This window comes from Nocardia abscessus NBRC 100374, from assembly GCF_000308455.1.
In the GTDB taxonomy this organism is placed as follows: Bacteria; Actinomycetota; Actinomycetes; order Mycobacteriales; family Mycobacteriaceae; genus Nocardia; species Nocardia abscessus.
In genome coordinates this window covers 112,131-124,833 of sequence record NZ_BAFP01000101.1, presented here as the reverse complement: position 1 = coordinate 124,833, position 12,703 = coordinate 112,131, and the positions used below count along the sequence as shown (strand labels likewise).

General features: G+C 69.1%; 13 protein-coding genes and 1 pseudogene. 13 read left to right on the top strand and 1 reads right to left on the bottom strand.

Features of this window, described 5'->3' with window-relative positions:
* The 9 genes and pseudogenes from ON19_RS20760 to ON19_RS20720 all read left to right on the top strand — a co-directional run.
* Window positions 1–398: pseudogene (locus tag ON19_RS20760) on the top strand (signal recognition particle-docking protein FtsY); the annotation flags it as partial.
* 354 nt (window positions 399–752) lie between these two features.
* Window positions 753–2,132 carry an ammonium transporter gene (locus ON19_RS20755; RefSeq protein WP_043695267.1) on the top strand — a complete coding sequence of 460 codons (1,380 nt, stop codon included), beginning with the start codon at window positions 753–755 and terminating at the stop codon, window positions 2,130–2,132.
* 5 nt (window positions 2,133–2,137) lie between these two features.
* Window positions 2,138–2,476, top strand: a complete 339-nt coding sequence (locus ON19_RS20750) for a P-II family nitrogen regulator (protein ID WP_039799550.1) — start codon at window positions 2,138–2,140, stop codon at window positions 2,474–2,476.
* Between the two features lie 86 nt (window positions 2,477–2,562).
* A complete protein-coding gene (locus ON19_RS20745; protein WP_043695265.1) occupies window positions 2,563–5,031 on the top strand; it encodes a [protein-PII] uridylyltransferase in 2,469 nt (822 codons plus the stop codon).
* A gap of 121 nt (window positions 5,032–5,152) precedes the next feature.
* Window positions 5,153–5,467 (top strand): hypothetical protein, encoded by a 315-nt coding sequence (locus ON19_RS20740; protein ID WP_043695262.1) that lies wholly within the window; start codon window positions 5,153–5,155, stop codon window positions 5,465–5,467.
* Between the two features lie 105 nt (window positions 5,468–5,572).
* Window positions 5,573–7,132 carry a signal recognition particle protein gene (ffh, locus tag ON19_RS20735; protein WP_043695259.1) on the top strand — a complete coding sequence of 520 codons (1,560 nt, stop codon included), beginning with the start codon at window positions 5,573–5,575 and terminating at the stop codon, window positions 7,130–7,132.
* 192 nt (window positions 7,133–7,324) lie between these two features.
* On the top strand, window positions 7,325–8,383 hold the full coding sequence (locus ON19_RS20730; protein ID WP_051169120.1) for an amidohydrolase family protein: 1,059 nt from the start codon (window positions 7,325–7,327) through the stop codon (window positions 8,381–8,383).
* 54 nt (window positions 8,384–8,437) lie between these two features.
* Entirely contained in the window at window positions 8,438–9,421 is a 984-nt protein-coding gene (locus ON19_RS20725) for an LLM class F420-dependent oxidoreductase (protein WP_043695256.1), read from the top strand.
* A 49-nt stretch (window positions 9,422–9,470) separates the two neighbouring features.
* A complete protein-coding gene (locus ON19_RS20720) occupies window positions 9,471–10,208 on the top strand; it encodes a class I SAM-dependent methyltransferase (RefSeq protein ID WP_051169108.1) in 738 nt (245 codons plus the stop codon).
* A 15-nt stretch (window positions 10,209–10,223) separates the two neighbouring features.
* On the opposite strand, the gene ON19_RS42030 is transcribed toward ON19_RS20720, so the two are convergent.
* Window positions 10,224–10,379: a hypothetical protein gene (locus tag ON19_RS42030; protein ID WP_157229767.1), complete on the bottom strand. Its 156-nt coding sequence runs from the start codon at window positions 10,377–10,379 to the stop codon at window positions 10,224–10,226.
* Window positions 10,380–10,603: 224 nt separating this feature from the next.
* On the opposite strand from ON19_RS42030, the gene rpsP reads away from it, so the two are divergent.
* The 4 genes from rpsP to trmD all read left to right on the top strand — a co-directional run bounded on the left by rpsP (window position 10,604) and on the right by trmD (window position 12,678).
* On the top strand, window positions 10,604–11,035 hold the full coding sequence (gene rpsP, locus ON19_RS20715; protein WP_043695253.1) for a 30S ribosomal protein S16: 432 nt from the start codon (window positions 10,604–10,606) through the stop codon (window positions 11,033–11,035).
* 94 nt (window positions 11,036–11,129) lie between these two features.
* Window positions 11,130–11,372: an RNA-binding protein gene (locus ON19_RS20710; RefSeq protein WP_040708791.1), complete on the top strand. Its 243-nt coding sequence runs from the start codon at window positions 11,130–11,132 to the stop codon at window positions 11,370–11,372.
* Complete coding sequence (gene rimM / locus ON19_RS20705; RefSeq protein WP_043695250.1) at window positions 11,373–11,897, top strand: ribosome maturation factor RimM; 525 nt, start codon at window positions 11,373–11,375, stop codon at window positions 11,895–11,897.
* Window positions 11,898–11,970: 73 nt separating this feature from the next.
* A complete protein-coding gene (gene trmD / locus ON19_RS20700; RefSeq protein ID WP_043695247.1) occupies window positions 11,971–12,678 on the top strand; it encodes a tRNA (guanosine(37)-N1)-methyltransferase TrmD in 708 nt (235 codons plus the stop codon).
* Window positions 12,679–12,703 lie beyond the last annotated feature (25 nt).

The window sequence follows — 12,703 nt, the reverse complement described above, 5'->3', positions numbered from 1 at the left end:
CCGCGGTCGCGTTCGACGCGGTGGCCGCGGGCGTCGAGCGCGGCGTCGACGTGGTGCTCATCGACACGGCCGGTCGCCTGCACACCAAGACGGGCCTGATGGACGAGCTGGGCAAGGTCAAGCGCGTCGTGGAGAAGAAGGCGGCCGTCGACGAGGTCCTGCTGGTGCTGGACGCGACCGTCGGCCAGAACGGGCTGACCCAGGCCAGGGTGTTCGCCGAAGTGGTCGATATCACCGGCGTCGTACTGACCAAGCTGGACGGGACGGCCAAGGGCGGCATCGTCTTCCAGGTCCAGCACGAACTGGGTGTGCCGGTGAAGCTGGTCGGGCTCGGGGAGGGCGCCGACGATCTGGCCCCGTTCGAGCCCGCCGCGTTCGTGGACGCGCTGCTGGGCTGAAGTCCTCAGCACTCGGCGGCGCTGTCGAAAGCGGTTGCCGCCCGTAGTGTTCGGGTACGTGGCGGGCGGGTCCGCGGTCGACGATCGCGGGCCCGCCGCGGTGCGAGGGGGATCACACCCCAGATGTTTGCCGACTCCGGCTCCGCGGTAACGAATGTCCGGTTTCCGGAATCTTGTGCTCACAGCGCCGGGAAACCTCCGGTGCACGTGACGAAACGCGGTGGCAACACAGCTGCGCCATCCGTTCACGTAGGTGAAACACGACAGCTCTACGGATGAAACACCGAGTGAGGACCCTTCTGTTCAGGTCCATTTGCCGGAATCGGCGGGGCCCGAGATGAGGAGGACATTAAGGTGGCTTTTCCACTTACCGGTGCACCGGATACCGGTGACACCGCATGGCTGCTGGTGAGTTCGGCGCTGGTGTTGCTGATGACGCCGGGCCTGGCTTTTTTCTACGGCGGCATGGTCCGGTCGAAGAACGTGCTCAACATGATCATGATGAGCGTCAGCGCCATGGGTCTGGTCGGCGTTTTGTGGTCGCTGTACGGATACTCGACGGCCTTCGGCGACAACAAATTCGGCGTGATCGGTGACCCGACGCAGTTCTTCGGCTTGAAGGGCCTGATCGGTGGCAACTCCGTGGCCGAGGTCAAGGACGCGGCAGGCGTCGTCACCACCGAAGCGGTGAACATCCCGCTCGCGGGCACGATTCCGGCGACCGTCTTCGTCGCCTTCCAGCTGATGTTCGCCATCATCACGGTTGCCCTCATCTCGGGCGCGGTCGCCGACCGCATGAAGTTCAGCGCGTGGCTGCTGTTCGCGGGCATCTGGGCCACGGTGGTCTACTTCCCGGTCGCGCACTGGGTGTTCGACTTCGACGTCAAGGACGCCGACGGCAACGTCGTGCACGAGGGCGGCTGGATCGCGAACAAGCTGCTCGCGGTCGACTTCGCCGGCGGCACGGCGGTGCACATCAACGCCGGTGCGGCCGGTCTGGCCCTGGTGCTGGTGCTCGGCAAGCGCAAGGGCTGGCCGACGACCCCGTTCCGTCCGCACAACCTGCCGTTCGTCATGCTGGGCGCCGGTCTGCTGTGGTTCGGCTGGTTCGGCTTCAACGCCGGTTCCGCGGTGACCTCCGGTGGCCTCGCGGGCTCGACCTTCATCATCACCGCCATCGCGACCTGCGCCGCCATGCTTGCCTGGCTGCTGGTGGAGAAGATCCGCGACGGCAAGCCCACCTCGCTGGGCGCGGCCTCGGGCATCGTGGCCGGTCTGGTCGCCATCACCCCGTCGTGTTCTTCGGTGAACGTGCTCGGCGCGCTCGCCATCGGCGCCGTCGCCGGCGCGCTGTGCGCCCTCGCGGTCGGCCTGAAGTTCAAGTTCGGTTTCGACGACTCGCTCGACGTGGTCGGCGTGCACCTGGTCGGCGGCATCGTCGGCACTCTGATGGTCGGTTTCGTCGCGGCGCCCGAGGCGGGTGCGGCCAAGACCGGTCTGTTCTACGGCGGCGGATTCGATCAGCTGTGGCGGCAAGCGGTGGGTGCCGGTGTGGTACTTGTCTTCTCCTTCATCGCGACGCTGATCATTGCCTATATCGTGAAGTTCACCATTGGGCTGCGCGTGAGCGAGGAAGCAGAGTCGGTGGGCTTGGACGAGTCCGAGCACGCGGAAACCGCCTACGACTTCGCCGCTCTGGGTAGCACGGCACGTTCGGCCGTCAAGGAGGCATGACGAACATGAAACTGATCACCGCAATCGTCAAACCGTTCACGCTCGAGGACGTCAAGTCCGGTCTCGAGCAGGCGGGTGTGTTGGGCATGACCGTCAGCGAAGTCCAAGGGTACGGCAGGCAGAAGGGGCACACCGAGGTGTACCGCGGCGCCGAGTACTCGGTCGATTTCGTGCCGAAGGTCCGTGTCGAGGTCGTCGTGGACGACGCGTCCGTCGACAAGGTGGTGGAGGTGATCGTGGAGGCCTCCCGCACCGGCAAGATCGGCGACGGCAAGGTCTGGGTCACGCCGGTGGAGGCGATCATCCGGGTGCGGACCGGCGAACGCGGCACCGACGCGCTGTAGCGGAAAATCGAGTCGAGCGGCGGCCCCGCTCCCACCGGAGCTCCCGGTCGGGGCGGGGCCGCGCGCATGAAAATGGGCGGTGGGTTGTGGCTAGTCAGTACGACGGTGACCAGAAGGGCACCGAAGAAGGCAACGGCAAGGTGTCCAACGGGGCGGCCGACCTGGTCCGGGCACGCACCCAACTGCTCGACGGAGGCCTGCCGCGCAATCCCCGGTTGGACGCCAGGTCGCTGCGCCAGGCCCTGGTGGACCTCTACGAACTCTGGCTGACGAGCAAGGGCGCCGAACTCGGCATCGCCCCCGACAGCGGTTTGGCCGTGGTGGCCGTCGGCGGTCTCGGCCGCGGCGAGATGCTGCCGTTCTCCGATCTGGATCTGGTGCTGCTGCACGACGACGTCGACCCGGCCAGGGTGGCCGAGGTCGCCGACCAGCTCTGGTATCCGCTGTGGGACGCGCATATCAAACTCGACCACAGCGTGCGGACCGTGCCGCAGGCGTTGCGGGTGGCCGCCGACGATCTCATCGCCGCGCTCGGCATGCTCGAGGCCAGGCACATCGTCGGCGACCAGGATCTGAGCAATCTGCTGATCGGTGGCGTGCGCCGGGAGTGGCGCACCGGAATCCGCTCCCGCTTCGACGAGCTCATCGCGCAGGCCCAGGCCAGGTGGGAGCGCAACGGCGAGATCGCGCACCGCGCCGAGCCGGATCTGAAGAACGGGCGCGGCGGCCTGCGCGACATCCAGCTGCTGGACGCGCTGGCCATCGCCCAGCTGACCGACGCCATGCCCGGACTCGGGCCGGATGTGCCGGGCGGCGGATTGAAGCAGGCCCACCGGCGCCTGCTGGACGTGCGCACCGAACTGCATCGCGTCGCGGGCCGGTCCCGCGACCAGTTGCGGGCGCAGGACGCCGACGAGATCGGCGCGGCGCTGCGCATCGGCGACCGGTTCGATCTGGCTCGCACCCTGAGCGATTCGGCTCGCACGGTCAGCTACTCCGTGGACGTCGGGCTGCGCACCGCGGCCAACGCGCTTCCGCGGCGGGGACTGGCCCGCCTGCGCCGCATGCCGGTGCGCAGGCCGCTGGACGAAGGGGTGGTCGAGCATGCCGGCGAAGTCGTGCTGGCCAGGGACGCCCGTCCTCAGCGTGACCCCGGGCTGATCCTGCGCGTGGCGGCGGCGTCGGCGCAGACCGGCCTGCCGATGTCGGCCACCACGCTGAACCGGCTCTCCGAGGACGCGCCGGAGCTACGCGAGCCGTGGCCCAAGGACGCCCTCAACGACTTGCTGATCCTGCTGGGCGCGGGCCGCGGCACCATCGACGCGATCGAGGCGCTGGACCGGACGGGCCTGTGGGGCAGGCTGCTGCCGGAGTGGGGCGCCGTGCGCGACCTTCCGCCGCGCGACGTCCTGCACACCTGGACCGTCGATCGCCATCTCATGGAGACGGTCGCCTACGCCTCCGCGCTCAGCACCCGGGTGGCCCGCCCCGACCTGCTCGGCCTCGGCGCGCTGCTGCACGACATCGGCAAGGGCCGCGCGGGCGATCACAGCGTCGTCGGCGCCGAACTCGCCACCCACATCGGCCGCCGACTCGGTCTGTGGCCCTCGGACGTGCGGACCCTCAGCGCGATCGTGCGCCATCACCTGCTGCTGCCGGAAACCGCCACCCGGCGCGACCTGTCCGATCCGGAGACGGTGCGCTACGTCGTCACCGCGCTCGACGCCGATCCGCAACTGCTGGAACTGCTGCACACCCTGGCCGAGGCGGATTCGCTGGCCACCGGCCCCGGCGTGTGGGGCGACTGGAAGGCCTCGCTGATCGGGGAGCTGGTCCGGCGGTGCCGGATGGTGATGGCGGGTGACCAGCTGCCGACACCGGAGCCGATCGCACCGGAACTGGTCGAGAAGGCGAGGGCGGGTGGCGTGCACGTGGACCTGAAGCCGGGTGCGAGCAAACACACCTACACGGTGACCGTCATCGCGCCGGACAACCCGGGACTGCTCTCCGACGCCGCCGGTGTGCTCGCGCTGCATTCGCTGCGGGTGCTGTCGGCCGCGCTCGGCGTCGAAGGCGCCGCCGCGGTGGACACTTTCGTCGTCGCGCCCAAGTTCGGCGACCCGCCCGACCCTGGTCTGTTGCGGCAGGAACTGATCCGCGCCACGGCAGGCGATCTGGACGTGTCCGCGGCGCTGGCCAAACGCGAGCGCGAGGCGAGCACCGTCGGCCGGAGCCGGTACGCGCAGGCCGCGCCCAGGGTGCTCTGGTCGGACACCTCGGTGCCGGGACAGGTGATCCTGGAGTTGCGCGCCGAGGACCGGATCGGGATGCTCAGCCGCTTGGCCGCCGGACTGGCCGGCTGCGGAGCCGACGTCCGCTGGGCCAAGGTGGTCACGATGGGGTCCGCGGTGGTCGACAGTTTCTGCCTGGAGCTGGGTGCCGAGGACGGTCCCGCACGCCGGGAAGCGATCGAGAAGGCGGTCCTCGCGGTGGTTCCCAGGACTGCGCCCAAACCCCCTGAGGAGGGCGCGCAAGAGTCGGAAAATGCCGACTAGCTGCGGATTTCTCCGGTGACCAATCTGTTGCGAGATATTTGCTACAACTGAACGCCGCCCCAGTGGCCTGCCCCTACGATCTAGAGCGTCTGGCTATCGCGAGCATGAGGGGAGCAGGTCGGTGGCAATAGAAGTCGTTTCGGCATCCACGATGACGAGTGACGAGACCAGTCACATGGCGCGCTGCGTCGGTGGCGACCGGTGGGTGGTCTCCTGGCTTCCGGGTCGCACCTTGACCGGGCGACAGGCGGTGACCGCGATGACGATCGCGTCCATCGTCGCGACCTCGCCCATCCCGAGCACGGCGGAGTGGGAAATGCTCGACGACCTGGCCCTCGTGCTGGGCCTGACCGCCAACGAGGCGGTCTTCATGGTGGCCGCGGAGAACCACGACTACCGCAAAACGGTCAAACCACGCCGTCGCGTACTCGACTGACGAGCACCGTTCGCACCCGAAGGGCGCACCGCCTGCGCGAACATGCGGGTGATCCCATTACCCTGGGAGAGAATGTGACGTCCCCCGAGATCAGGAGCGCGATCGGTGTTCGAATCCCTGTCCGACCGGCTTACCGGTGCCCTCAAGGATCTGCGCGGCAAGGGGCGTCTGTCACCGGCCGACATCGACGCCACCTGTCGGGAGATCCGCCTCGCCCTGCTCGAGGCCGACGTCGCGCTGCCCGTGGTCCGCGGTTTCATCGGGCGGATCAAGGAGCGCGCCAAGGGCGCGGAGGTCTCCGCGGCGCTGAACCCGGCCCAGCAGGTCGTGAAGATCGTCAACGAGGAGCTCGTCGGCATCCTCGGCGGCGAGACCAGGCGGCTGAACCTGGCCAAGAACCCGCCGACGGTGGTCATGCTGGCCGGTCTGCAGGGTTCCGGTAAGACCACCCTCGCGGGCAAACTCGCCAAGCTGCTCAAGACGCAGGGCCATCAGCCGCTGTTGGTGGCCTGTGACCTGCAGCGCCCCGGCGCCGTCACCCAGCTGCAAGTGGTCGGCGAGCGCGCGGGCGTGCCCGTCTACGCGCCGCACCCGGGCACCTCCGTCGGTGGCGGTGAGAACCCGCTGGGCATCTCGGCCGCCGATCCGGTGAACGTGGCGCGCGGCGGTGTCGAGGAAGCGCGGCAGAAGCAGTACGACGTCGTCATCGTGGATACCGCGGGCCGCCTCGGCATCGACGAGGAGCTCATGCGGCAGGCCGCGGGCATCCGCGACGCCGTGCAGCCCGACGAGACCCTGTTCGTGCTGGACGCGATGATCGGCCAGGACGCGGTCAACACCGCCGAGGCGTTCCGCGACGGCGTCGGCTTCACCGGTGTGGCGCTCACCAAGCTGGACGGCGACGCCCGCGGTGGCGCGGCGCTGAGTGTCCGCGAGGTCACCGGCGTCCCGATCCTGTACGCCTCGACCGGTGAGAAGCTCGAGGACTTCGACGTCTTCCACCCCGACCGCATGGCCAGCCGCATCCTCGGCATGGGTGACGTGCTCACCCTGATCGAGCAGGCCGAGCAGGTCTACGACGCCAAGCAGGCCGAGGAGGCCGCCCGCAAGATCGGCAGCGGTGAGCTCACCCTAGAGGACTTCCTCGACCAGATGCTGGCCATTCGCAAGATGGGCCCGATCGGCAACCTGCTCGGCATGCTGCCGGGCGCGGGCCAGATGAAGGACGTGCTCGCGCAGGTCGACGACAAGCAACTCGACCGGGTGCAGGCGATCATCCGCGGCATGACCCCGGCAGAGCGGGAGAATCCCAAGATCATCAACGCGTCCCGCCGTCTGCGCATCGCCAACGGTTCCGGCGTCCAGGTCTCCGAGGTCAACCAGCTCGTCGACCGGTTCTTCGAGGCGAAGAAGATGATGGCGATGATGGGCCGCCAGATGGGCCTGCCCGGCTCGCGCCGCGCCAACGCGAAGAAGGGCAAGAAGGGCAAGAAGGGTCGCGGCCCGACGCCGCCGAAGGTGCGCGGCGGCTTCCCCGGGATGGGCGGCATGCCGGGGATGCCCGCCGGCATGCCCGACCTTTCGAACATGCCGGCCGGTCTCGACCAGCTGCCCCCCGGCCTGGACGGTTTCGACCTGTCCAAACTGAAGTTCCCGAAGAAATAGACGCTCCGAGCGCCGCGCACACCATTTGTGCGCGGCGCTCGTCGTTTCCGGAGGTGCCCGGCTCCGCCCGTCGCGGTCCGTAGTGCGCACGGACGACCGGTTCCGGACGGGGTCGGTAGGTTGGAGGCGACCGACGACGTCCAGGAGGTTGCTGCGGTGCATCTGCGAGGTGTGGTTCTTCCCGAAGACGAGATGCGCGATCTCTGGGTGCGGGATGGCCAGGTGTCCTTCGAGCCCGTGTCCGGAGCCGAAACGCTGTGCGAGGCGGGGTGGATCGTGCCGGGACTGGTGGACGCGCACTGCCACGTCGGCATCCGGTACGGGGGCGGTCACGAGGACCGTGCGGGCGCCGTCGCGCAAGCCGAGACCGAGCGCGACGCGGGGGCGCTGCTGCTGCGCGACGCCGGCTCGCCGATCGACACCCGCTTCATCGACGATCACGACGAACTCCCGCGCATCATCCGCGCCGGTCGCCACATCGCCCGGCCGAAGCGCTACATCCGCGAGCTGGGCATCGAGCTCGACGACGAACGCGACCTGCCGGAGATCGTGGCCGAGCAGGCCCGCCGCGGCGACGGCTGGGTCAAGATCGTCGGCGACTGGATCGATCGTTCCGTCGGCGATCTGCGGCCGCTGTGGAGCGACACGATCCTGAAGGAGGCCATCGACGCCGCGCACGCCAACGGCGCCCGGGTCACCGCCCACGTCTTCGGCGAGGACGCGCTACCCGGCCTGATCAACGCCGGGATCGACTGCCTGGAGCACGGCACCGGCCTCACCGACGAGACCATCGAGATGATGGTCGAGCACGGCACCGCCTTGGTGCCCACCCTGGTCAATATCGACACCTTCCCCGGTATCGCCGACAGCGCCGGGAAATTCCCGGTCTATGCCGCGCACATGCGTGATCTGCACCGGCGGGTGCGCGGCACGGTCGCCGCCGCGCACGAGGCGGGTGTGCCGATCTTCGCGGGCACCGACGCGGGCGGCTCCATCCGCCACGGGCGTATCGCCGACGAGATCACCGCCCTCGGCGCCGCGGGCCTGTCCAGGCACGACGCGCTCGGCGCGGCCTCCTGGAACGCTCGCGACTGGCTCGGGCGGCCCGGCATCGAACCCGGCGCACCCGCGGATTTCGTTGTTTACCAGCAGGACCCGCGTACCCATCCGGAAACGCTCAGCACGCCGTACGCCGTGGTCCTGCGCGGCCGCGTGTACGGCGGGCGCGGTCCGGTGACCGGCCATCGATGACTCGTCATCGCGGCTGACGCGCGCGTTTCCGATCGCGGCGTAAGGTCGGATTCCGTGACAATTCGCCTCGGATATCAGATGCCCAACTTCAGCTACGGCAAATCGGTGCGCGAGCTGTTCCCCACGGTGATCGCGCAGGCCGGAGAGGCCGAAGCAGCCGGTTTCGACACGGCCTTCGTCATGGACCACTTCTACCAGCTGCCCGGCATCGGCACACCGGACGAGCCGATGCTCGAGGCGTACACCGCGCTCGGCGGCCTGGCCGCCGCGACGGAACGAATCCAGTTGTCCGCCTTGGTGACCGGTAACACCTACCGCAACCCGGCCCTGCTCGCCAAGACCGTCACGACGCTCGACGTGGTCAGCGGCGGCCGCGCGGTGCTCGGGATCGGCGCGGGCTGGTTCGAGCTCGAGCACCAGTCCTACGGCTTCGAGTTCGGCACCTTCACCGACCGGTTCGAGCGCCTGGAGGAGGCGCTGCAGATCGTGCGGCCGATGCTGCGCGGCGAGCGCCCTACCTTCCGCGGCAAGCGGTACCAGGTGGAGAACGCCATGAACGAGCCGCGTCTGCGCGACGACCTGCCGATCCTGCTCGGCGGCAGCGGCGAGAAGAAGACCTTCGGCCTGGCCGCGCGCTTCGCCGACCACCTCAACATCATCTGCAACGCGTCCGAACTGCCGCGCAAGATCGATGCGCTGCGCGAACGCTGCGCCGAAGTCGGCCGCGATCCGCAGACGTTGGAGACCAGCTACCTGTGCTTCGTGATGATGGACGAGGACGGTGACCTGGTGCGCAAGCAGCAGCGGGATTACCTCGGCCGCATGGGAATCGACCTGTCGGCGCTGTCGGAGTCCGAGCGCGCGAAGAGCCCGGCCGACCGCCAATTCGTCGGCACGCCGGACGATGTTGCCGAACAGCTGCGGACCCGCGTTCTCGACCGGGGTGTCGACGGGCTCGTCATCAACATGGTCTTCAACGGGCACGAGCCGGGCGCGGTCGAGCTCGCCGGGCGCACCCTTGCTCCACTGGTGGGCTGACGAGCGCGAACCGGGCGCGAATGCCGTTGCCGCTGGATACAATCGGTCGATGATGGCCCCTCCGTGGCGAGCGTCGTACGGTGTCGACGCGCCGTCGGTGCTGCTGTTGCTCGGAGTTCTCGCGGTCGGATATCTCGCCGCGGCCCTGGTGGTGGCGCTGTTCCAGCAGTGGCGTCCGAGTTTGCTGCTCCTGCTGATCGGAGTCGTGCTGGCCGGGCAGTTCGGGCTGTTGCTGCACGCCACCCGCCGCGGCAAGTTCCGGGTCTGGGCGGGCCTGCTCGACGACCTCGAACTGCGCGGCGACGAACGACTACTCGACATGGGGTGCGGCCGCGGCGCGGTGCTGCTGGCCGCCGCGCGCCGTTTGCCCGCCGGGCGTGCGGTGGGCTTGGACGTGTGGTGCTCGGCCGACCACTGCGGCAACACCCCGGCCACCGCCGAGCAGAACGCGCTCGCCGAGAACGTCGCCGACCGGATCGAACTGCGCACTGGCGACATGACCCGCATGCCGTTCCCGGACGGCGCGTTCGACGTGGTCGTCTCCAGCTTGGCGATTCACAACATCAGAAGCACCGAGGGCCGTGCGGCGGCGATTCACGAGGCATGCCGGGTGCTGCGTCCGGGCGGCAAGCTGGTCATCGTCGACATCGGCAAGACCCGCGAATACCGCGCCGTCCTGGCCGCGAACGGCGCGACCGCGCTCACCTTCCGTCCCGTGGGGTGGCGGATGTGGTGGGGCGGGCCCTGGGTGCCCACCCACGCACTCACCGCGGTCGCTCCGGGATAGTCCCGCCGCCGATAGTCACTCGAGGGTGCGAGCGACGCCCGAGGCCACCACGCGCAGCACTCGGAAGACGCCGGGCACGACATACTGGATGACGGCTTCCTCGCCGAGTTCGCCCGCGATCTCGCGAGTGACGTGGGCGGGTCGCCTGCGGTGGCGTCGGAACAGTCGCATGCCTGGTTATGGCGGGCGGACGCCGTTTCGTGAACACGAGGACGCGATTTCTGGCGTGATCATCTCGTCTGGCACAATGGACCACCGTCCTTCCGGACAAGTGTCAGCCCGTCTCCGGTTCCGTACCGCGCGGCGGTCACACACTCGAAAGCGCAAAACCGGGCTCGCAGACCATGCGTGTCGCCGAATTGCGTCGTGACCAACCAACGAAAGGCAGATCAGCAGTGGCTGTTCGCATCAAGCTCACCCGCCTGGGCAAGATCCGCAACCCGCAGTACCGCGTCGTCGTCGCGGACGCGCGCACCCGCCGGGACGGCCGGGCCATCGAGTCCATCGGCAAGTACCACCCGAAGGAAGAGCCCTCGCTCATCGAGATCGACTCCGAGCGCGTGCAGTACTGGCTGGGCGTCGGCGCGCAGCCGACCGAGCCCGTCCTCCAGCTGCTGAAGATCACCGGCGACTGGCAGAAGTTCAAGGGCATCGAGGGCGCCGAGGGCACCCTGAAGGTCAAGCCGGCCAAGACGTCGAAGCTGGACCTGTTCAACGCCGCGCTGGCCGCCGCCGACAACGAGCCGGTCGCCCAGGCGGTCACCCCCAAGAAGAAGGCCAAGAAGGACACCGAAGAGGGCGCCGAGGCTGCTGAGGCAACCGAGTAATGAGCGGGCGTTACCCGTCCACCCCCTACCCGTCGCGAGCCGTCCACAGACCGGCCCCGACGACGGGTGAGTCGCGTCTCGAGGTGATGGAGCAGTGAGTGCCGTCGTCGCCGATGCCGTCGAGCACTTGGTGCGCGGCATCGTCGCCAATCCGGAGGACGTGCGCGTCGAGCTGATCACCGGCCGCCGCGGACGCACCGTCGAGGTGCACGTGCATCCCGATGACCTGGGCAAGGTGATCGGCCGCGGCGGACGGACCGCGACCGCGCTGCGCACCCTCGTCGCCGGTATCGGTGGCCGGGGGATCCGGGTCGACGTGGTCGACACCGACCAGTAGATGGAACTCGTCGTCGGGCGGGTCGCCAAGTCGCACGGTGTGCGCGGCGAACTCGTCGTCGAGATACGCACCGACGAGCCCGAGGCGCGTTTCGCGCCCGGCGTCACGTTGCGGGGCCGGCTGCCGCGAGCGGCGGAGGTCCGTGAGTTCACCGTGGAGTCGGCCCGGGAGCACTCGGGCCGGCTTCTGGTGTTCCTGGCCGGGGTGGCCGACCGCGCCGCCGCCGACGCGCTGCGCGGCATGCTGTTCCTGGTCGACAGTGCCGACCTCCCGCCGTCCGAGGACCCGGACGAGTTCTACGACCACGAGCTGGAGGGGCTGGAGGTCCGGCTCACCGACGGCACCGTGGTCGGGGCCGTGCGCGAAGTGCTGCATTCCGCGGCCGGTGAGCTGCTCGAGGTGCGCGCCGCCGACGACGGGCGGGAGATCCTGATCCCCTTCGTCACCGCCATCGTGCCCACGGTGTCGCTCGCCGAGGGCGTCATCGTGATCGATCCGCCCGAAGGTCTGCTCGACCCGGAATGAGGCGGTCGCTCACCCGATCGGGTGGCGCTCGCCCGGCCGACGAGGCGCGGCCCGGCGGCGACAGGAGACAGGCATGAAACTCGACGTCGTCACGATCTTCCCGGAGTACCTGGAGCCGCTGCGCACGGCTCTGCTCGGTAAGGCGATCGACAAGGGACTGATCTCGCTCACCGTGCACGACCTGCGCCGTTGGACGCACGACGTGCACAAGTCGGTCGACGACGCCCCCTACGGCGGTGGGCCCGGCATGGTCATGAAGCCGACCGTCTGGGGCGACGCGCTCGACGAGGTGTGTCCCGACGACGCGCTGCTCGTGGTGCCGACCCCGGCGGGTGTGCCGTTCACCCAGGACACAGCGCACCGCTGGGCCGCCGAGGAGCATCTGGTCTTCGCCTGCGGCCGCTACGAGGGCATCGACCAGCGCGTCTTCGATGACGCCGCCCGCCGCGTTCGGGTGGAGGAGGTCAGCATCGGCGACTACGTGCTGATCGGCGGCGAGGCGGCCGTGCTGGTGATGACCGAGGCCGTGGTCCGGCTGCTGCCCGGCGTCCTCGGCAACCAGCAGTCCCATCAGGAGGATTCGTTCTCCGACGGATTGCTCGAAGGCCCCAGCTACACCCGCCCGGTCTCTTGGCGCGGCCTCGACGTCCCGCCGATCCTGCTTTCCGGCGACCACGCGAAGGTGGCCGCCTGGCGGCGTGAGCAATCTCTCGCCCGCACCCGCGAACGCCGCCCGGACCTGCTCGTGGATCGCAACGAGGGGGCCGGGCCGCGGCATTAGACGTCGTCGAACTTGCTCGCCTATC

What these genes read in the sequence shown, in the direction of transcription:
- ON19_RS42030 (WP_157229767.1), bottom strand. Translation starts at nt 10,379, where the DNA reads ATGCGACTGTTCCGACGCCACCGCAGGCGACCCGCCCACGTCACTCGC.
- ON19_RS20750 (WP_039799550.1), top strand. Translation starts at nt 2,138, where the DNA reads ATGAAACTGATCACCGCAATCGTCAAACCGTTCACGCTCGAGGACGTC.
- trmD (WP_043695247.1), top strand. Translation starts at nt 11,971, where the DNA reads ATGAAACTCGACGTCGTCACGATCTTCCCGGAGTACCTGGAGCCGCTG.
- rimM (WP_043695250.1), top strand. Translation starts at nt 11,373, where the DNA reads ATGGAACTCGTCGTCGGGCGGGTCGCCAAGTCGCACGGTGTGCGCGGC.
- ON19_RS20730 (WP_051169120.1), top strand. Translation starts at nt 7,325, where the DNA reads ATGCGCGATCTCTGGGTGCGGGATGGCCAGGTGTCCTTCGAGCCCGTG.
- ON19_RS20720 (WP_051169108.1), top strand. Translation starts at nt 9,471, where the DNA reads ATGATGGCCCCTCCGTGGCGAGCGTCGTACGGTGTCGACGCGCCGTCG.